Source organism: Rosenbergiella nectarea (assembly GCF_900111105.1).
In the GTDB taxonomy this organism is placed as follows: Bacteria; Pseudomonadota; Gammaproteobacteria; order Enterobacterales; family Enterobacteriaceae; genus Rosenbergiella; species Rosenbergiella nectarea.
The window spans coordinates 1-20,685 of sequence record NZ_FOGC01000011.1; the positions used below are offsets into that span (position 1 = coordinate 1).

Sequence of the window (20,685 nt, forward strand, 5' to 3'; positions counted from 1 at the left end):
AGATAGTGAGTAATTTTACCACTGTAAGACAACGTTAGACAGTAAATAAGCCGTGATAATGTTGGTTCACTCATACTCAATGTTGGTTCAAAACGTATTTTGGTTGGTTCACTTTTTGAGAAAAATACTAATTAAAACAAACGTCTTTACAAATTGAACCAACTGAACCAACTGAACTAACGTGTTTTTCTATATTTATAATAAAGTGTGAGTGAGCAGCGATGATTGCAAAACCGGATTAAAGAGGTGAAGCTATTTTCGTAGCTTCGGTGGTGACCTGCTAAACTATCGTAAGTACATACGAAAGACCTACCGACAAATCAGGCGGCAGTTTTACCCTTTAAGTGCTAAACCACTAATTTGTGGTGATTAGCGATACGGTGTTTCCCGTAACGGTAGGTAGCAAAGCCCTGATTCGGGCTTAGAGTATAACTGCGACAATTCCGTAGTTAAGTTTTACGAATCTTTCGTAATACCGATAATCCAGAAGCCTCATATCGATGAAGTGCCAAAAAATCGACACGTTATCGGGATATGTCGATAGTGCGTACATAGATATTTGCCAGCCACTAGCAGGGGCTCACAACAGAGTTACCGATAGTTACCCTGTTAGCTGGTGATCGAAAGCATCGACAGAGTAAACATTGCTTACCCTGTTAGTTGGAAGCCAATGAGATTGGCTCACAAAGGCAGAATATTGCCTTAGCTCATTATCTGAGAGTTACCGACAGTAACGCACAAAGTAGGAAGCTCCGAAATCGGAGGCACCTAGAGGCGATAATCGAAAGCGCAGATTTACGTTGTCGAGATAATCAGGGGGTTACAAAATTATTGTGACCGTCACTCTATAGGTTCCCTTCAAATCAAGGCGACCAGAGCGCAATTCTACGCTTTGCTTTTTAATCATGTGTTTAACACACATTTAGAACCCCCCCTCAAAATTGAGGAGGGGTAACGTGGCTCAAAATTGAGCTGGCTGATTTAATTGATAAAAACGACCGCCACCCCATAGACCTACTACACAAAAAAGGTAGTGGCCTACCCTACCCCATGAAGGGAATAAGATTACGGCAAGGTTTAACGGGGATATTACGGGGAGGTTGTTACTCGATGGCTGACCGTGGGGATCTAACTAATAAAAAAATATGAGGGAATTTACTCACTGGACGGCTGAATAAACTGAGGCAAGAAAGAGCGTCAAAAATGGGGTAAGAATTATTTTTAGGACTACGTTTAGGACTACGTTTAGATATTTTACAATGACGTGACTTTATAAATCATACACTTATGATACCAGTTCATAGCCTCTCGTGCCGACCAAAAATCCCTAAAAAAAGCAGCCACTTACGGCTGCTTTTTTTATGTCTGATATTTGCCAAGGGTAAAAAGAGGGTAAAAGTACCGCCTCAGTCGAGGCTTTTGACCATAAAAGTCACTCCCCCTATCACTCAGGCATTATCAATATCGTCACCCTCGATAACGCCATCGTTAGTCTTGAAACTCCCATACCCCACGTCGGCAAACATCAGCTTGCCCTTTACATCGAGCAGCCCGCGTCACTTTATAGCCAGGTTCGGCCACAGCATATCCCTCGTCGGTTAGAATGGTGATCGAGGATTGGCTAACGTGCATAAGTGACGCGGGAGTAAGTCTTGCTTCTACGTAATCTATTGCGGGGAATAGGAAGGCCATAGCTGTCTCTGGTTAATATTTGTGCGTTTATATTGCTGCATCAATCTCACAATTAACCCATTGGCGACCATCACTTTGAGACAGCGAGATCGACCGCAGAAGCGCTACCATTGGTGATGACAGCGTCCCTATCTGCGTACCAGTTGCCCAACTAAGCATTGCGGTTTCAATATCAGCATCATAGAGAAGCCGAAACGATTCTCTCAGAGACTTATCATCGTCTGCTGATTCGAATAACTTCCTACGGGTGTAGGCTTCAACATAACGCGAGGCTAGTTTTATTTTTGCCGAGATCCATACGGCTTCGGCTTCATCCGTATTACTTGCATTAATACGGCAATACAATTTAACCTGCTTAATCGTCAGGATTATTGACCGCCTTTTTTCCACAAACACCTTGGGTGATTTCGCTACGACGCCACTTTGGCTATCGACGTCGACCCTTTTGATCTCCGCTAGCGTTGCGTATCCGAGTAAAATAAGTCCACATCCACGTTGTTCTTTACAGTAAATGTTTCACCTTCTGCGATAACCTGACCTGCTACGAGTAGTGGTTTTATTCGCTATCAGTTTCAGCTAGAGCTTTGGCGTAGCAATACACCTACTAATTTTTCTAAGACTAGTAACTTGATGATTATTGCATTAGATGAGGGTCATAATATCTTACTACTTCAAGAGATCCTGATGTAGTAAGTAAAAATATATTAAAATACTGGTAACGTTACCCATCACCGCCAGTCAATAGATTGATGTCATCACCTATATTTCCTATTAGAAAAAATGGGAAATATTCTTAGAAAATCATTTTCCCTAACTTCATCTCATGTGCCCAAATATTTTTATATGACCATTTTTTATTAGATAATCCAATGCTGAATATAAATTCTTTATTCGCATCCTGGCAAATTCGTTGGGCTTCAGCAATATTTACTGATAATAAAATACTTCCAAGACTGAAATCTTTCACACTTATATCAATACTACCATTATGATCATCAAAATATATCCAATTATTACATTCAGCTTTGTAAATCAAATCGTATGCACATGGCTTACCATTAAACATTAACACATTACCAAAAATCATGGGTCGAATTGATTCAATAAACTCTGAAAGTTCTTTAATATCATTTTCATCATACTTATTATCCCAGCGAAGCCCCATCAATGAAAGATATATGCGACTTAACTCAGTACTATTAAATGATGTCACAGGTAAAATTCCACCACCATTGGCAAGAAACTTTCTTGTCTCCGCTTGTCTTTTTTTCAGGGTCTTTTTAGAGAATCTCTCTTTTACAATACAAACAGATCTACGATTAAGTAGACCATAGCTTGCGTTGAAAAACTGTTTTTTATGTCTAATTGATAATGCTTTGGTCTTTACAGGAAGATAGCACCTACCTTTTTCCGGACATATAGGGAGTATTATATTTTCAAAAATAAGTGGTATTTTATTGTAATTATGCTTTAAGTTTGAATGTTCATCAGTAAAGTATGCACCTACAATTTCACCATTAACTTCTCTATGATAAAACTTAATTCGATTAGGATTTTTCTTTTCAAGAAAATCTAACATGATTGGGTGATTACAAACGGCCCCTCCAAATTTCGCATACGCTTTGCAATAGTTTTCATAGTTGGATAATTCCCATCCAGATATTTTTTCTAAAATCATAGGATTAATATCTCCATATTTTTTTGGTAATACTACCAAACTGTTTAAAGTCCATTCCTAATAACCTCAAAGCCTCTTAGCGTATAGAGATTTCGATGACCTTTACCACTGACAATAATTATCATGTTGTACCTAACGCCATTCATTACTGCCGGGGAAATATTAGCATTTAATGAATAAATGGTAAGTAAACATAAATTACTCTAATGGTTCATAATCGGCGGAGGCATCCTATTGGTAGAACAAGTATTTCTCAATGACGACACCGATGACTTTTTCATGCGACTCAACAGAGCATGAGAAGCAAATCGTTTTCCGAGCTAGGCGATTCATTCGGGTTCTGAGTGTGAGGTTGTTACGCTTAATACGTTGGGTGAAGATTTTTCCCGTAAAATGCTTATCTCTAGGTACTTCTTTTGCACAACTCCCCCCGTTATCGCTGGTTATCATATCAGTAGAAAAGGTGTAAGCAGAGACAATAGCTCATAACAGGTATCATCTGTTCTTGACCCGAATGTAAACGTAAACGCCAACACCGTACCCGTTATTGTGTTGGAGGCATACCAGATCCAGTATGCTTGAGCTTTACTGCCGACAACCTCCCACTGCTCATCACGCTCACAGATAAGTGCAATATCAGCATGTATTAGCGGAGAGGAGATTATTCGTTTTGGTGAGCGTTTTTTAAAGTGCGGATAACGTTATTAATACCCACTTTAAGCGTTCTTGCTGTATCACGGACACCCGCACCATTGAATGGCATCTGCGTAATTTTTTTTGGCGGCAGCGAAAACAGTCAGCCCCCTTAGGGTTTTGACCATACCGTTAGATTTAAGCAGAGTGACAGCGGGGAAAATGAACAGTAGTGCTTGCCATGATAAGATCTCAAATTCGACCTTGCTCTATAGACGAATCATGCAAGGCTTGAGGTTTCACGTATAAAACAACCTAATTAAGTTATCGTCGGTTGCGTAGGGTTATCAGCCAGAGGATGAATTATTCGGAACGCTACATATTCACCTGAAGACAGTGCAGCAAAAGGAAGCTTCTCATGTTGCGATACCTATCGGGTCAGCACTGAAATTTATTTGAGACGGTAAGGGTTGATGAACAGCCTTTCTTTAACCTTAGGTGAGTCAATAAGAGCGATAGGGGGGAGAATGGCCCCAAAAGAATAACCACTCGATCGGTGGCCGGTTAGTTTCATTAACTTTTCTACCCTGCTCACTCCATCTCACTGAACGATGAAGTAAGCAAGGGTGTTTTATGCATTCGACACTTGTAATGTCCGAGCCGCTTCTTGGGGTTGAGAATGGTCAGCAATACGTTGGAGATGATTAACAATATCCAGCGCCATCTGCTGGCGTAGGGCTTCTCGTTTTCGGAAAGCTGATCGGTGTTTACTTTCTACCTGCTCAACGTTGCGCTCCGCTTCCTGACGTGGAAGTTGATACCATCCCTGCCCATCAACCTCTGGGGTGAGTTCTGCCCAAAAGGCATCATAACTCGACTTAAGGTGGTGCGATTTGATGTGGTGGCTATCGGCTATCCCGCAAATTTTCTCTACCTCATAGCTATCGGCTAACGCATAGGCGGCGGACAGCAGCAGATTTTTTGGCCGCAAACCAAACATCGCTTTGGTTATCGCTCTAACCTGATCTTGTCCTTCACCCGGTTTAGGACCTTGTAAGCCGCAGAGGTAAAGTGTTTTTCCAGTGGCATCGAACGAATACGTCAGGCTATATAACGGTGCCTCACTATTTGGTGCAAAAAGATAAAGCCCCATCTCCCCTTCGCGAACAAAGCGGGAATGCATCAGTCTGAGGGTTGCCTGCTCGTCGTTTTTTAATTCTAAGGTCGCAATCGTCAGCCCCGTCGAGGTATCACTAAATAACGTTGGGATAAAGCGTGGATCAATGCTCTGGTCGAGGCGCTGTAGCGTAGTCGACATAGAGGCCAGCTTTTGCTTGATAGTCCAGTGTTTGTTCAGATATTTATTAAAAGGACGTGCAGCTAGACTCACGACTTCTTTACGTTGTGAAACCTGCTGTGCAATTAGCGAACGCTGACATAACTGGAAATAGCGCCAATAAAGCACTGGATGACTGACTAGAGTTCGGCAGGCGCGCTTATAAAAATTAAATTTTCTAAGCGCTTCATTCCACTTTGGATTATTTTTACGCCAAGTTCTAAAACGTCCCATCGAAATATCCTAATTCTATGCAGAGTGGCGCGAGTTAACGCGGTTCAGCCACAGAATAACGGGAATTTTCTCAACGCATTCTCAACGGAATAGGGGTTTACTTACGTAATCTTAACGGAATCTAAACAGAAGGAAAAAACAGAGCAGCCGTAGCTGCTCAGAAGATTTTAGCTTTCTTGCTCTTGATGATTGATTTCAATATCAATATTCTGAATTGTCGCATCAATATTATCGAGTAATTTACCTTGCTCGTTAAGTAATGTATTAATTTGATCCGCAAATTCTTTATGCTTGTATTCACCCGCGTCAAACGCTAACCACTGTGCTGAAAGCGTCTCAGTGTTGTTCTGCGCATAATGGCGCATCTCCTTTAATTGCGAGGTCACATCACGAAAATAATCCAGTTGAGTTTTTTCTACTTCGCTCATTACGACAACTCCTCTATCATTAATTTTTGGGTGTGTCCTAAGCTTGGCAAAAATTCTGCGGTTCGCCTTCAGATTAATCCGCAATAGTAAGTCATACACTTTTACTCGCGGCGAGGTGATTTAGTCGGTATTCTGAATCCTCTCTCTAACGTGATGAAATGGATTATGCCTCGACTGCTCCCCCCAACCTTTCAAATCGAACCGCTCGAGCCATGCCTGCCTTTTATTTTACAGGCCGAAGTGAGCACAGACCCTCTACGCGCAGCGTGCTGTCTCTTTGATCCCAGTGCTTTCACGCCGCAACTCACCCGTCAGTTCGGCTTGGTGCTGCCCGAGGCGCTGCGCCATGCGGTCAAAAAACGCCAAGCGGAATATGTGGCGAGCCGCTGGCTAGTGGCGAAACTGTTAGAGACTATCGATATCCCGAACTTCCAACTTTTTAATCGGCCTGACCGTTCACCGATCTGGCCAACGGGCAAAGTAGGATCCCTTTCACATCATGATCACAAAACATTTGCCCTTATCGACAGCTACCCGACATGGGTTGGCAACGATATCGAGCGGATGTTGACCCAGCAGAAAGCCGCAGAACTTCGATCGATGATCATGACCCATGAAGAGCTATCTCTGCTAACTTCAGCCGGTTTTTCATTATCTCAGGCAACAACGTTGGTTTTCTCTGTGAAAGAAACCGTCTACAAAGCGGTCTATCCTGAGGTGCAAACAGTGTTTGGGTTTGAACAAGTCACAATCACTGCCTGTGATCCCCATATCGGTAGGGTGACGGCGCACTTATCTGCCGTCGCGCAACCTATATCGAGCCATCATCCACACTGGGACATTCATTATTGGCTCACCGACACAGAAGTCATGAGTTGGGTAGCGAGGAAAACATTATAGCGCTTTGCGAAAGGTGATATTAAAGCGATAAGGCCCGGTAAGTGGATGAATACCGGGCTTCAAGGGCGAAATACCATGGAAACAGAGACGCGATTCCCTCCCCCACACCACCACGTCGCCGTGTTCCAATAACACTTTATTGGTCTTATCACTACGTTGTCGGCCACCGAACAGAAATACCGCAGGTAAACCGAGTGACACTGAGACGATAGGTTGATGGAGATCGCGCTCATTTTTATCTTGGTGTAATGTCATTTTACTGCCTACCGCATAGCGATTGATCAAGCAGCTATCAGGAACGAAGTCTGGATAGTCGGCCGCGATGGCTGCACGTTGCGCAACTGCTAGGAGTGTGTCACTGAGCGGTAGGCTCTCAGCATTAGACAAATAGCCATCTCTCCCTGAAAGCCACTGCGCCGCGCCACAGCCCGTCATGGCGACAGACATTTTAACCCCCCCCGGTGTTATACGATGAATGAAAGGGCTCTGCGTGGCGATACGATTTATCTCTCGAAAAAGCGCGTCGTCATCCCCTTGTACAAAACGCCTCAAGATTACTGCACCGGACGCGAGCGGCTCTTGCCAAGGTGCTTCATCTTCGAAAAAATCAAACATTTCTCCCCCGTTAGTGACTCTGATTGTTAACTATAAACGTGTTGAACGTAGGCGACGCCCATCCTACAAAATCATCGCCTTGTTTCGTAATCAGATACACCGCAAGGTTAAGGCGCATCGCCAAGGCTTTCGCTTTTTCGGTCCCTAACACCATCAATCCGGTATCCCACGCATCCGCTTCCAATGCAGTAGTGGCAATAACAGTTGCGGAGACCAGATGATGTTCGATCGGTTGCCCGGTACTCGGATCAATAATATGAGATATCCGCTTACCTTCTAATTCGTAATAATTACGGTAATCGCCGGAGGTACTAATTCCATGCCCCTGTAGATCTACCACTACCTGGGCTTGATTCACCTTATCGGTAGGCTTCTGTACAGCCACTCGCCAAGGTTGACCTTGCTGAGGCTGACCACGGGAAATAAGTGCTCCCCCCACCGAGACGAGATAATTTCGCACGCCCTGCTGTTCCATGAGTCTTGCTAAGTGATCCGCGGCAAATCCCTCACCGACCGTAGAAAGATCGACATAGAGATCGGGAATATCTTTGCGTAACGTACTGCCATTTATCGTTTCACTGAGCGTCAAGTGTTGTAAGCCCACTCGATTTCGTGCTGCTGTAATTTGCGAGGCTGAAGGAGTACGGGTCGGCACTGCATGAGGACCAAAGCCCCAAAGATTAACGAGGGGACCAATCGTAATATCCATTGCCCCCTCAGTCATCCGTCCAACATACAGTGAACGAGTGATGATGGCGGCAACATTATCACTGACTGGCTGGGGATCAAGGCTTGGATTTTGATTAAAGTGCGAGAGCCAAGAATCCTTTTTCCACGTCGATAACTCTTGATCATCTGCGTCGAGACGTTGCTGAATCAATTGTGGTAACTGTTTTACTTGCTCAGGAGTCAAACCGCCTGCGGTCACTCGCCAGACCGTGCCCATAGTTTTACCTTGGAATATCTGATCGGGTTGAGATGAACGGTCACAGCCGACTAAGACCGAGCAAACGAGTAATAATAATGTTTGGCGAACTATTGATAATTGCATAGCCACTCTCTGTGTCGTTGAGCGATTTTGGCGCACTCTACTCTTGGCATGCACCGAAACGGAGCCTTTATTTTACTGATTATGCCTCAACACACGTGTCGAGCGGTGCTAAGGTTGGCACTATCTTTGCATCGATTGTAAAACCCTCAATGTGGAGATAGCTTATGCAAACACTTCAACAGTTATTCACTCAATGTCGTGCGCTCTATGATCAGTGGCTTATTGCAGGCGGATTCAGTGCTAATGGGATGTTTATGGAAGGGCATTATTGCATAAGAGAGTCCGTGACCTTAGCGGAAGTCGACTCGCCGCCACCTACTCAAAATTAAAGCATAGCGAAAAAAAACAGGATGCTTGAGCATCCTGTTTTTTTATGCGCCGAGATACCCTTAGAACTGGTAAACAAGGCCTAGAGCGACAGTATCGTCTGTAGTAATGCCTGCAGCTTGAGTGAAGTCGTTGTTCTTCATCAAGTTGATTTGATAATCAACATAGGTAGACATATTTTTGTTGAAATAATAGGTCGCGCCGACATCCACATATTTCTTAAGATTCTGATTACCGTATTGACCTAAATCAGAACCACGTGAGTTCACATAGGCTAAAGATGGACGTAAACCAAAGTCGAATTGGTACTGAGCCACTAACTCCCAGTTATCGGCCTTGTTGGCATAACCGTAAGCAGTAGAGCTGGTGTCACCAAATTTTGTGGCGTTATAAGAGCGTGTGTACATGGCCGCAAGGTATACGCCGTTCGCATCATATTTTAAACCACCGGAATACGCTGTCGCTTTATCGCCACTTCCTTGAATATTACGATAATTTCCGCGACCGTTTTGGTCGTTAGTCCGGTCAGAAGCAAAGAGTGCACCACCCAGTGACAGTCCGTTACCTAAATCATAGGTAGAGCTTAACCCCCAACCATCGCCATTTTGCCCTAGGACATCACGACCATTAGGTGACTCTGTCGCATTACCGTTTTTCCCTTGATACTGAACAGCGAAGTTAAGACCATCAACTAAGCCAAAGAAATTATTATTACGGTAAGTCGCTAAGCCATTGCTGCGTTGGAATAAGAAGTTGTCCGCGCCATAAGTATCACCACCAAACTCAGGCAATACATCGGTCCAGCCAGCAATATCATACATAACACCGTAGCTACGGCCGTAGTCGATTGAACCTGCGTCACCAAAACGTAAACCTGCATAACCAATACGAGTATAGTTATTTGCTGTACCTTGTGATTCAGCATTGTTCAGGGCAACTTGGTATTCCCACTGACCATAACCGGTCAATTGATCGGTAACTTGCGTTTCACCTAGGAAGCCAAAGCGCATATAAGATTGATCGCCGTCATTCCCATCATCTTTAGAAAAATAATGTAAGCCGTCGACCTTACCGAATAAATCTAATTTATTACCGTCTTTATTGTAGATTTCTGCAGCACTTGCGGAACCTGCCATAATAAGTGCTGGAACGAGCAAAGAAAGAGCGCGGATTTTCATCTGTATTTTCCTCGAAAACCGTAATCCTGAAAAAATGTCAACTAATTATGCAAAAAACGCTTCATTGACTATAATTAATTTTTGAAGCGGAAAATTGTCAATGCGGAAGTTACTAAAGCACAGAAGATATTTCAATGTGTTTCTTATTTATGTCTAAATGTAAATTTAATAATATAAATTTTAGTTATACTTGTAGTGGATGACAAGTAATGACACTGATTGATAATTTTCATTTATCCATTTCTCTGACGTATCTACGCGATGTTTCGTTTCCGCACTGAATGTACAAACGTTTAGCCCTCTAAGTACTATTATCACCTCGCTATCATCATTTATATTCATTATTGTTTTTTAACTTATTTTTATAAGTTTTCACCTACTTCTTACCGAGCTTATGCTCGGTATTTTTTTATCTGTTTTTGTTATCCGCCCCGTGGTTTCCCCCTCACACCCGTTACACACTCAATGAGATCTGGCATAATTGAACTCCCTTAATGCCTCAAATTGAGACCTGTATGCTGTTCAAAATTCCTGAAATGACACCGAATAACTTACGTAAGCTACTTATTGTATTGCTCACGCTTCTAATCATTTCGTTTATCAGCCTGATTTACAGCAGCAGTTCAGCCATTGTTGAACAACAGGGTTCGTCATTGAGTAGCTTTACACATTCGCTACAAAATCGTATCGAAAAATACCGTTATATCTCATGGCAGATTTTTGACTCGGCCACACAAGGTACGACGGCTACGCTACCCGGGCCGGTAAACCAGTCAACCCTTCAACCCGGTATTTTCGCGGTCAGTACCTCTTCACCGAAAATAGAGACATTAATCTTTGGCGAGCACGAGCTGGCTACCCAGAACCTTGCCGCTCAGATCTCACAATATACCGAAACGCTTTGGGCCTCGGCTAAACTGACGTGGGCCTTGTATTACCTCAATGGTGAAGATAACAGCCTGGCAGTCATTACTAACGGTCACTTGATTAAGACGCTGAACCGTTATGAAGGGCGTAACATCGCCGCCTCAATTGCCGGGCGGCGGAATGAAATGCTTCAGCAATCCAATACGCTGGATGAAAAAGAGAGTTTTTCCGCGTTACGTCGTAATCAACTACTTTCTCGTGGCGCCTTTATCACCTTACGGACAACCTTTAATCAGCCTGGGCACTTGGCAACCATTCTCGCCGTTGATTTGCCTCTCGATGATCTGAACAATAACGCGTTGGATCTCTCCGCCTTACAAATTCATAATGAAGAGTCAGTAACAAAAAAGAGTGCTAAGGGCAGTTATTTCCTAAACCTGTCTGCCTTGAGTATTGATCTCCTTCGGCCCGTCTCGGGTGCGCCATTAACGGTAACTTACCATTTACCGCTAATGACCGTCTTCCATGCCATGATCGATGAACTGCTGCCTGTTTATTTAATATTGTTCGCATTGATCCTCTTAACCGCAGGCGCGTTGTTTTTCGTGCACGAAAATAAAGCGCAGCCGACTAATAAGGTCGACCCTTGGGTTGAGAAACTTCAGCAATTCACTCAAGAACTCGTCAAAAATTTTCCGATGGGCTATCTAATTTATGATGCTAACCAAGGGAAAATTCTGCTTTCAAACGACATGTCAGACCACCTGGTGCAACATCTGAATTTTAAAAAAATGGTTGATATGTCATCGAACCCATTCGAGCTGTTACAGGTGACGGTGAATAACGAAATTTATCAAGTACGCCATCACACCAGCCAGATTATCAGCCACTACCACATATTCACCTTCCGCGAACAGAATCGTGAGCAACTGGTCAGTCAACAACTACAGAATGCTCAAGCCATGCTAGAGAAAAATCATACCTTACGCCGTCAATTCTTCGAACAGTTGAGCAACACCTTTAGCCGACCCATGTACCAAGTCGATGCGGCGGTGGCTGAGTTACTCGTCACAACGCCCACGCTGCTACCTCATAGCTTGCTGCAAGGTGTACGCTCTCTGAGCAGATTAACCCGCAATATTGAAATGCTGAATACAGTCGAATCGGGGAAATATCCTGTTAACCGCCAGAGCGTCGATCTCCAGCAGATTTTAGACGATGTGATCGCTGAAAACCAACCTATGATCACCGAAAAAGCAGTACTTCTGGTAGTAGATAATAGTGAGCTAACGCAATCGACACGGTTGGGCGATGAGACACTTATTTTTCAGATAATTACAACTGTACTTCGCTATTCCATTGAAAATACAGTGTGGGGCAAAATTAAATTAAAGATTTCGCAAAGTGCGGAATTTGCTGATCGACTTTTGCTTGAAATTGTTGATACTGGGCCGGGGCTCTCAGCACAGGAACAGGAAAATATCGATTTTCCGTTTATCAGTGCAGTCAGCGCCAAGGTCGCCGACTATTCGACTAGTCTCGATCTGTTCTTTTGTAAACAGCTCTTGGCGCTGTTTGATAGTGCATTGACCATCGAATCGAAAAGTCACATTGGTACCCGCTATCAAATGCAACTTGTGCTACCGCCAGAGAATGATGTCACAGAGGATGAAGGAAAGCTCCTCGAAGATGTCAGAGTGCTGGTCAGTATCGTCGCCGATGACATTCGCCATATCGTCTGTCGGCAGCTACTGCGCTGGGGAGCTAAATATGATTTTCCAGAAGATCGCTACTCGGGTCAACAATGTGACCTCATGATTACCGATGATGTGGAACAACTCGACGATTGGGGAGTCTTACTTTCAACTAACAGCGAATTGCTGGTCAGTGATCCCCGTCAAAGGCAAGCTAATGTCAACATTAGCCGTTCTATCCTTGATGCCATTATGGCGTTAATAGAGCAACAAATTGGAGAGGATGTAATATCACAGGGAGAGGAAGCAGTATCGACGTCATTGTGGGAAAGTTCAGAGTATTACTCTATCTTTGAACAGACCGTTAAAGAAGATATGGATAAGCTGCGGAGCGAAATAACGCAAGACGACTACTCTGCGCTTGCCCTGACTGCACATCGACTCAAGGGTGTTTTTGCCATGCTTACTTTGCAAAAAGGAAAAACAATCTGTGAGGAGATTGAGAGTCAAATAGAGCAACACCAAAAATTGAACATTACGAACAGTATTAGTGAATTACAAAATTATGTCGATTCGCTGTTACAGCAAGGTAGCCAAAAAAATGAATAATATGAATGTAATTATCGCAGACGACCATCCAATTGTACTCTTCGGAATCCGTAAATCCTTAGAGCAAATCGAATGGGTAAACGTTGTGGGCGAATTTGAAGACTCTACTACGCTAATTAATAACTTAGGTAAACTTGATGCACACGTCCTGATTACCGACCTCTCCATGCCTGGAGACAAATACGGCGACGGCATCACACTGATTAAATATATCAAACGCCATTACCCTGATTTATCGATCATTGTCTTAACTATGAACAATAATCCGGCAATTTTAGGTTCTGTGCTCGATTTGGATATTGAAGGAATTGTTCTTAAGCAAGGTGCACCGACAGATCTGCCTAAAGCGTTAGCCGCTCTGCAAAAAGGCAAAAAATATACGCCTGATTCGGTCGCGCGTCTTCTTGAAAAAATAAGCGCAGGCGGCTACGGCGACAAACGCCTTTCTCCGAAAGAAAGTGAAGTATTACGTCTCTTCGCAGAAGGCTTCTTAGTAACTGAGATCGCGCGTAAACTTAACCGCAGTATTAAGACCATCAGTAGCCAAAAGAAATCGGCGATGATGAAATTAGGCGTCGATAATGACATCGCCTTGCTCAACTATCTCTCTTCGGTGAGTCATTCCAGCATAGACGAGTAATCAAGTAGAGAGTAGAGGTAACTAAAAGCCTTTACTCTCTGTTAGCTTTCGATAAGTACTTTCCTAGTGCTTGCTGTAGCTCTTCTAAGGTAATTGGCTTAGACAGGCAATCATCCATCCCTGCCTCTATGCACTGTTGTTGTTCTTTCGCTAACGCGTTGGCAGTAAGACCGATAATCGGGTAACAGTAGCCATCACCACGTAGTTGACGCGCTAAGCCGTAACCATCAAGGTTTGGCATGTTAATATCGGTTAGCACCAAATCAATATCGCCGAGGCTTAGCACCTCTAAGGCATCAATTCCGTCTTTCGCTGTGCGAGTGCGATAGCCAAGCGTGGTCAATTGTTCACTGAGTAACAAGCGGTTAATGGGATGATCGTCCACCACTAAGATAAGATGCCCTGACTGCTCATCAATCGACGGCATTACCCCAAGCTGCTCGCCTTTGGTATTCTGTGGGGAGCTTTGCCAAAGTTGCGCTAATAGCTCAGGGAGTTGGTAGGCTTCCGCCGTTGAAATGAGCCAATACCCTTCAGCTGTGCGAATCGATTTATCATTATGTAACGCAGAGAACAGGACCCATTCCTGTTTTAACTGCCGATGAAGTAATAGCGCCTGATTATCGGTAATCACCAGTTCTATTCCCTGCTCGGCTGTCGGCAGCTGGGTGGTCACGTCAAGTTCCAAAGCCTGTAAACGTCGAACGATATAATCGGAAAAATAGCGGTTATTAATTAACACAGCCACCGTTCTGCCGCGTAGCTCACCATAATCCTGTTGGAAATCCGCCTGCCAAATAGGAAGCCGCAAGGTAAATTCACTGCCGATATCCGGTTCAGATAACACCGTAATATCGCCCTCCATCATATTGATCAGTTTTTCACAAATCGCCAAGCCTAAGCCGGTTCCTTGGAAATTACGCTGCGCTTTTCCTTCAACTTGGAAAAAGGGATCAAAAAGTTGCTGAACATCGCGCTGACGGATACCAATGCCAGTATCACGAATTCTGATATGGAGGTAGCCGTGTTCACACCAAAGATGGAGAATTATGCCGCCTGTATGGGTAAACTTGATGGCATTGCTCAGTATATTAGAGATGACTTGCTGTAAACGAATTGGGTCACCGAGCATAGTCTGCGGTACATCAGCTTCGACCATACACCATAAGGTTAACCGCTTGCGGACAACCAATGGCAGATAGTTCATTTGAACATGGGACAGCACTTCGCTCGGTGAGAAACTGACCGGGGAAATTTTTAACTGCTCGGATTCAATCTTCGAGAAATCGAGAATATCGTTGATAATCTTCAGTAATAACCCGGAAGAGTTATTCATTCCTTGCACTAGGCTGTGAATGTTTTCCGGCAGTTCACGGGTTTGTAGTAAGTCAAGATTCCCGATAATGCCGTATAGCGGCGTACGTAATTCATGACTGACGGTCGCCAAGAACATCGATTTAGATTGGCTCGCTTGCTCCGCACTGTCGGCAATTTCCTGGAGCGATTTTTCCATCATCACCCGTGCACTGACATCTATCAGCACACAAATCGCAACATCTTCATTACGATAGCGGCTATGCACAAAACTCAATTGAAGATTAGTTTTGGATGCAGTCAACACATCCATAAAGTTAACTTCTTGACCACGGATGATTTCACCAATTCTAACCCGATCTTCGGGGGTCAAGACGCTCAGATAATTATGCGCGAGTTCGTTACTAAGAATATTGCTGCCATCACTGGTACGGAGAATACAGATCCCTACCGGCGCCGAGGCGACGATTTTACGGTTGAATTGTTCATGCTCCTCAAGCCGTAACGCGTTATTAAAGGCCGGGACAAACATCCGCTTTTCGAACATTAGCGTCAAACAGATTAAAAATAATCCGGTAAATAGATTCAATAATAGCGTGTTGAGCAACATTAATCGCATCTGGTCGAAAAGAATCGAGGTCGGGACCAGGTAGACCATATTGAATGGGCCAGGGGTTAAACTATTTTTAAGTACCAGATAGCGGTAATTATCGACATAACCGAACCACTGTTTACTGCTCGGCAGCGACGAGATAATGGGTTGCAGCGACCAATCATTGTTGGCGAGTAATAAGCGATTATTTCGATCAGTAATAAACGACTCAATCGGGAGATTACCGACCACTAGGCCATCATCGAGTCTGATGTTTTGCTCCACAACAATCTCGGCAATCCGCTGATTGCCCGAGTAGATTGGCATACTCATAAAGATGCCACCGGTAGCGCGGGCTGCCCCGCTGGCTATCCAATAGAGTGGATTACGTAAGGCTTCATCATTAGCACTTTGAAAGACTAATTGATGATCACGTAATATCGTTCTACTTCCGGCTTGGCCCAAACTGCTTTCATTAAACATAAAGTTGCCGGCACAGCTACTCTGCTGGTCAACAAGGTAGATATTACTCAGTTCATAGGTAGAGGCGTACTGACTGTCGAGCACATGCAGATATTGGCTGAGTGTGGCGAGCGCATTCCGCCAGGGTGAAAACGTCTGTTGGCAGTCAGCCCCCACAGAAAGAGAGAAAATAGCAGCACTATTGGCGCCTAATGCCGGAGCGTTTGCAGGGGCCAACGCTACCTCACCTCCCGTCAGCGTTGGCCGATTAAGTTGGTTCTCGGCAACGTATTTCAGTCCGCGGACGGCCTCGGCAAGATGTGAGAGATGAGATTGTGTTTGTGAGAAGGAACTAAAGAGCTGCTCACGAAGACGATTCTCTTTTTGATTGAGCACTTGTGTCAGGGTAAAGAGAGAGATCAATATCCCCACAAGCCACATAACCACTGCCAAGCCACGAAAAAGATAGCGTGAGACACGTATCGCGGTCCTAAAAGAGACTAAATATTTCACGTAAAGCGCTCTCTTTTTCATATAGGCCATGGCAGGATTAAAAAAGGCATCTTACGATGCCTTTTTCATTTATGTTGCGAGTTTATCACTCATCATCGATGACTTCATCGTCCTCGTTATCGACTTCAGGGGGTAAACTATCTTCGCCTTCAGGGACTGATCCATCAATGGCATCAAGTTCCTCTTCTGCAACCGGCTCAGCGACACGTTGTAACCCTACGACGTTCTCATCATCCGCAGTACGGATAAGGATAACGCCTTGCGTGTTACGCCCTACAATGCTCACTTCGGATACACGCGTTCTGACTAAGGTCCCGGCATCAGTGATCATCATAATCTGGTCGCTGTCCACCACTTGTACGGCGCCAATCACAGGACCGTTACGCTCGGTCACTTTAATTGAGATCACCCCTTGGGTCGCACGAGACTTAGTTGGGTACTCTTGAGTCGCCGTCCGCTTACCAAACCCATTTTCCGTGACGGTCATGATTGCCCCTTCTGCATCGGGGATAATCAATGACACAACCTGATCCTCTGCAGCCAATTTAATTCCACGAACACCTGCGGCGGTACGGCCCATGGTTCTTACCGCTTGCTCAGAGAAGCGGACCACTTTACCTGCTGCCGAGAACAACATCGCTTCGTCTTCACCTTTGGTTAAGGCGACGCCAATCAACGAATCATCCTCACGCAGATTAATCGCAATGATCCCAGCACTTCTTGGACGGCTGAAGTCGGTCAATGCGGTTTTCTTCACCGTACCACTGGCCGTTGCCATAAAGACATTAACCCCTTCTGCGTACTCTTTTACCGGCAGAATAGCGGTGATCCGCTCGTTCGCCTCAAGCGGCAGTAAGTTGACGATTGGACGGCCCCGTGCGCCACGGCTTGCTTCAGGTAATTGATAAACCTTCATCCAGTAGAGGCGTCCTCGTGAGGAGAAGCAAAGGATCGTATCGTGGGTGTTAGCCACCAGCAATCTATCGATAAAGTCTTCGTCTTTAATTCGTGCGGCCGACTTGCCTTTACCGCCACGACGTTGTGCTTCATAGTCTGATAACGGTTGATATTTGACATAACCTTGATGCGACAGGGTGACCACTACGTCTTCTTGGTTAATCAAATCTTCGATATTGATATCAGCGCTGTTTGCGGTGATTTCAGTACGACGTTCGTCACCAAACTGTTCGCGCACGGCTTCCAGCTCTTCACGGATCACTTCCATCAGGCGCTCGCCGCTACCAAGAATATGCAGAAGCTCTGCAATTTCTTCAAGTAACGCTTTGTACTCATCCAGCAGTTTTTCATGCTCAAGACCGGTCAGCTTTTGCAGACGAAGGTCAAGAATAGCTTGGGCCTGTTGCTCGGTGAGATAATAAGTATCACCCCGAATACCATATTGCTCTTCCAGCCATTCAGGACGCGCAGCATCGTCGCCCGCTTTTTCCAGCATTGCCGAGACATTACCTAATGCCCAACCTTGCGCAATCAGCCCTGCTTTCGCTTCAGCGGGCGTTGGCGCTCGGCGAATTAACTCGATGACCGGATCGATATTCGCTAACGCTATCGCTAAACCTTCTAAGATGTGCGCACGATCGCGAGCTTTACGAAGTTCAAAAATGGTTCTACGAGTAACGACTTCACGGCGGTGACGCACGAAGGCCTCAAGGATATCCTTGAGAGGCATAATTTTAGGTTGGCCTTGATGCAGGGCCACCATATTAATGCCGAAAGAGGTCTGTAATTGGGTTAGCGAGTAGAGATTATTTAATACGACTTCGCCGACCGCATCACGTTTAATCTCGATAACGATACGCATACCGTCTTTATCAGACTCGTCACGCAGTGCGCTGATCCCTTCAATCCGCTTATCTTTAACCAGCTCAGCGATTTTCTCAATCAAACGCGCCTTGTTAACTTGATAAGGGATCTCGTGAATAACGATAGTTTCGCGGCCAGTCTTCGCGTCAGCCTGCACTTCTCCACGGGCGCGAATATAAATTTTACCCCGGCCGGTGCGATAAGCTTCTTCAATCCCGCGGCGTCCATTAATGATTGCCGCGGTCGGGAAATCAGGTCCCGGAATATGCTCCATGAGGGCTTCTAACGAAATTTCGTTATCGTCAATATAAGCCAACGTTCCATTAATCACTTCCGTCATGTTATGAGGCGGAATATTGGTCGCCATCCCAACAGCGATACCAGAGGATCCATTAACCAGTAGGTTAGGGACACGCGTTGGCAGGACGTCAGGAATTTGCTCATTCCCGTCATAGTTAGGAACGAAGTCTACAGTCTCTTTTTCAAGATCGGCAAGCAGTTCATGGGTAATTTTCGCCATGCGCACTTCGGTATAACGCATCGCAGCGGCAGAGTCACCATCGATTGACCCGAAGTTACCTTGTCCATCTACTAGCATATAACGGAGGGAGAATGGCTGCGCCATACGGACTATCGCATCGTATACTGCTGAATCACCGTGTGGGTGATATTTACCGATAACGTCACCGACGACACGGGCAGATTTTTTGTATGGTTTATTCCAGTCGTTACTCAATTCGTTCATCGCGAATAACACGCGACGGTGAACAGGCTTCAATCCATCACGGACATCGGGTAACGCGCGGCCAACAATGACCGACATGGCATAATCGAGGTAGGAGGTTTTTAGCTCTTCCTCGATATTAACCGGTGTGATTTCTCTTGCAAGGTCGCTCATGGAGCCGCTATCCCTCTAGAATATTACCTAATATAAAGAACGGAATCATAACACATTTCACCCGCCAGATGCACCTCTCAACCGCACTAACTCCACTTATCGTAATCCTTAGGTGATGAAGTGCGTTGAAGCGTTTATACTGAGCTGACATATCTTAGGAGTAAGTGTCGATGAGTGACCAATTTGAAGTCGAAAAACAGAACGTTGACCAACAAGAAATTGCAAAATTTGAAGCGGTTGCGAGTCGCTGGTGGGACCTTGAAGGGGAATTTAAGCCACTTCATCGTATCAATCCTCTGCGATTAGGGTACATCTCCCAACAGTGCCAAGGGTTGTATGGGAAAAAAGTCTTGGACGTGGGATGCGGTGGCGGGATCTTAGCCGAAAGCATGGCTAAAGAAGGCGCTGAAGTGGTAGGCCTTGATATGGGTGCCGAACCCCTGGCTGTGGCCAGACTGCATGCCTTAGAAAGCCAAGTCACTATCGATTATGTTCAGCAGACCGTTGAGGCCCACGCTGATCAGTACGCAGGGCAATACGATGTGGTCACCTGTATGGAGATGCTGGAACATGTCCCGGATCCGCACTCCGTGGTGCTTGCTTGTGCACGTCTGGTCAAACCGGGCGGTGAAGTCTTTTTCTCGACCATCAACCGCAATCCTAAAGCTTGGCTAATGGCAATCTTTGGTGCGGAGTATGTGTTGCGGATGGTGCCTAAGGGTACCCATGACATTAAAAAATGCATACGCCCATCCGAATTATTAGGCTGGGTTGATGAAACCCCCCTGAAAGAGCGTGATATGACAGGTTTACATTACAATCCATTCACAAACCGTTTTTCATTGGGCGGTAATGTCGATGTCAACTATATGATCCATACCCACTATCCTCTCCCTCGCTAAAAACATCTCCCTTCCTTTAATGAGGAAGGGAAGTTGACGCACGAATCATCAATTTGACCGAATTCTCATCATACGAATTAAGGATGAAAAAAAAAGCCTTATTTTATTGACAAGGCGTTCCCCCTTTTCCCATGCGGTTTTCGCAAAAAACAAGCCATTCTTAGCATAATTTTATACTTGTATAGTCCTTAATTCCCACTACAATAAAACATCATATTGTTACCTCATTAGCAGCAAGACACTACATGTAGTGTTTATCCACAGTCTTATTCACAAATACGACTGTGCATAACTTTGTTAA

At 44.8% G+C, this 20,685-nt stretch carries 15 protein-coding genes and 2 pseudogenes; 6 read left to right on the forward strand and 11 right to left on the reverse strand.

What is annotated here, in order from left to right; translation table 11 throughout:
- Positions 1 to 1,488 precede the first annotated feature (1,488 nt).
- The 4 genes and pseudogenes from BMX14_RS16935 to BMX14_RS12865 all read right to left on the reverse strand — a co-directional run bounded on the left by BMX14_RS16935 (position 1,489) and on the right by BMX14_RS12865 (position 4,201).
- Positions 1,489 to 1,692: a hypothetical protein gene (locus tag BMX14_RS16935; RefSeq protein WP_092677413.1), complete on the reverse strand. Its 204-nt coding sequence runs from the start codon at positions 1,690 to 1,692 to the stop codon at positions 1,489 to 1,491.
- Positions 1,693 to 1,719: 27 nt separating this feature from the next.
- Positions 1,720 to 2,037, reverse strand: a complete 318-nt coding sequence (locus BMX14_RS12855) for a phage gp6-like head-tail connector protein (protein WP_177173151.1) — start codon at positions 2,035 to 2,037, stop codon at positions 1,720 to 1,722.
- Between the two features lie 448 nt (positions 2,038 to 2,485).
- Positions 2,486 to 3,370, reverse strand: a complete 885-nt coding sequence (locus BMX14_RS12860) for a GNAT family protein (protein WP_092677417.1) — start codon at positions 3,368 to 3,370, stop codon at positions 2,486 to 2,488.
- Positions 3,371 to 3,601: 231 nt separating this feature from the next.
- A pseudogene (locus BMX14_RS12865) lies at positions 3,602 to 4,201 on the reverse strand (IS1 family transposase).
- Positions 4,202 to 4,278: 77 nt separating this feature from the next.
- Here BMX14_RS12865 and BMX14_RS16940 point away from each other — a divergent pair.
- Positions 4,279 to 4,459 (forward strand): annotated as a pseudogene (locus BMX14_RS16940) (recombinase); the annotation flags it as partial.
- 175 nt (positions 4,460 to 4,634) lie between these two features.
- Here the strand turns inward: BMX14_RS16940 and BMX14_RS12870 are convergent.
- Positions 4,635 to 5,573, reverse strand: a complete 939-nt coding sequence (locus tag BMX14_RS12870) for a DUF535 family protein (protein WP_092677419.1) — start codon at positions 5,571 to 5,573, stop codon at positions 4,635 to 4,637.
- Between the two features lie 167 nt (positions 5,574 to 5,740).
- Positions 5,741 to 6,001 carry a hypothetical protein gene (locus BMX14_RS12875; protein WP_092677421.1) on the reverse strand — a complete coding sequence of 87 codons (261 nt, stop codon included), beginning with the start codon at positions 5,999 to 6,001 and terminating at the stop codon, positions 5,741 to 5,743.
- A 165-nt stretch (positions 6,002 to 6,166) separates the two neighbouring features.
- On the opposite strand from BMX14_RS12875, the gene BMX14_RS12880 reads away from it, so the two are divergent.
- Positions 6,167 to 6,901, forward strand: a complete 735-nt coding sequence (locus BMX14_RS12880; RefSeq protein ID WP_177173152.1) for a 4'-phosphopantetheinyl transferase family protein — start codon at positions 6,167 to 6,169, stop codon at positions 6,899 to 6,901.
- Here the strand turns inward: BMX14_RS12880 and alkB are convergent.
- Together alkB and apbE are read right to left on the reverse strand one after the other, a co-directional pair.
- On the reverse strand, positions 6,896 to 7,516 hold the full coding sequence (gene alkB / locus BMX14_RS12885; protein WP_092677425.1) for a DNA oxidative demethylase AlkB: 621 nt from the start codon (positions 7,514 to 7,516) through the stop codon (positions 6,896 to 6,898). The genes BMX14_RS12880 and alkB overlap by 6 nt on opposite strands.
- Before the next feature lie 10 nt (positions 7,517 to 7,526).
- Positions 7,527 to 8,567 carry an FAD:protein FMN transferase ApbE gene (apbE, locus tag BMX14_RS12890; protein WP_092677427.1) on the reverse strand — a complete coding sequence of 347 codons (1,041 nt, stop codon included), beginning with the start codon at positions 8,565 to 8,567 and terminating at the stop codon, positions 7,527 to 7,529.
- A gap of 164 nt (positions 8,568 to 8,731) precedes the next feature.
- Between apbE and BMX14_RS16595 the strand changes: the two genes are divergently transcribed.
- Positions 8,732 to 8,896: a hypothetical protein gene (locus BMX14_RS16595; protein WP_177173153.1), complete on the forward strand. Its 165-nt coding sequence runs from the start codon at positions 8,732 to 8,734 to the stop codon at positions 8,894 to 8,896.
- A 60-nt stretch (positions 8,897 to 8,956) separates the two neighbouring features.
- Here the strand turns inward: BMX14_RS16595 and ompC are convergent, their stop codons facing one another.
- Positions 8,957 to 10,072 carry a porin OmpC gene (gene ompC, locus BMX14_RS12895; RefSeq protein ID WP_092677429.1) on the reverse strand — a complete coding sequence of 372 codons (1,116 nt, stop codon included), beginning with the start codon at positions 10,070 to 10,072 and terminating at the stop codon, positions 8,957 to 8,959.
- 515 nt (positions 10,073 to 10,587) lie between these two features.
- On the opposite strand from ompC, the gene rcsD reads away from it, so the two are divergent.
- Together rcsD and rcsB are read left to right on the forward strand one after the other, a co-directional pair.
- On the forward strand, positions 10,588 to 13,242 hold the full coding sequence (gene rcsD / locus BMX14_RS12900; protein ID WP_177173154.1) for a phosphotransferase RcsD: 2,655 nt from the start codon (positions 10,588 to 10,590) through the stop codon (positions 13,240 to 13,242).
- Positions 13,235 to 13,882, forward strand: coding sequence for a response regulator transcription factor RcsB (gene rcsB, locus BMX14_RS12905; RefSeq protein WP_092677433.1), 648 nt, complete (start codon positions 13,235 to 13,237; stop codon positions 13,880 to 13,882). The genes rcsD and rcsB overlap by 8 nt, the downstream gene beginning before the upstream one ends.
- Positions 13,883 to 13,913: 31 nt before the next feature.
- On the opposite strand, the gene rcsC is transcribed toward rcsB, so the two are convergent.
- Positions 13,914 to 16,763: a two-component system sensor histidine kinase RcsC gene (gene rcsC / locus BMX14_RS12910; RefSeq protein WP_092677606.1), complete on the reverse strand. Its 2,850-nt coding sequence runs from the start codon at positions 16,761 to 16,763 to the stop codon at positions 13,914 to 13,916.
- A gap of 85 nt (positions 16,764 to 16,848) precedes the next feature.
- Complete coding sequence (gene gyrA / locus BMX14_RS12915; RefSeq protein ID WP_092677435.1) at positions 16,849 to 19,482, reverse strand: DNA topoisomerase (ATP-hydrolyzing) subunit A; 2,634 nt, start codon at positions 19,480 to 19,482, stop codon at positions 16,849 to 16,851.
- A 170-nt stretch (positions 19,483 to 19,652) separates the two neighbouring features.
- On the opposite strand from gyrA, the gene ubiG reads away from it, so the two are divergent.
- A complete protein-coding gene (ubiG, locus tag BMX14_RS12920) occupies positions 19,653 to 20,384 on the forward strand; it encodes a bifunctional 2-polyprenyl-6-hydroxyphenol methylase/3-demethylubiquinol 3-O-methyltransferase UbiG (protein WP_092677437.1) in 732 nt (243 codons plus the stop codon).
- Positions 20,385 to 20,685 lie beyond the last annotated feature (301 nt).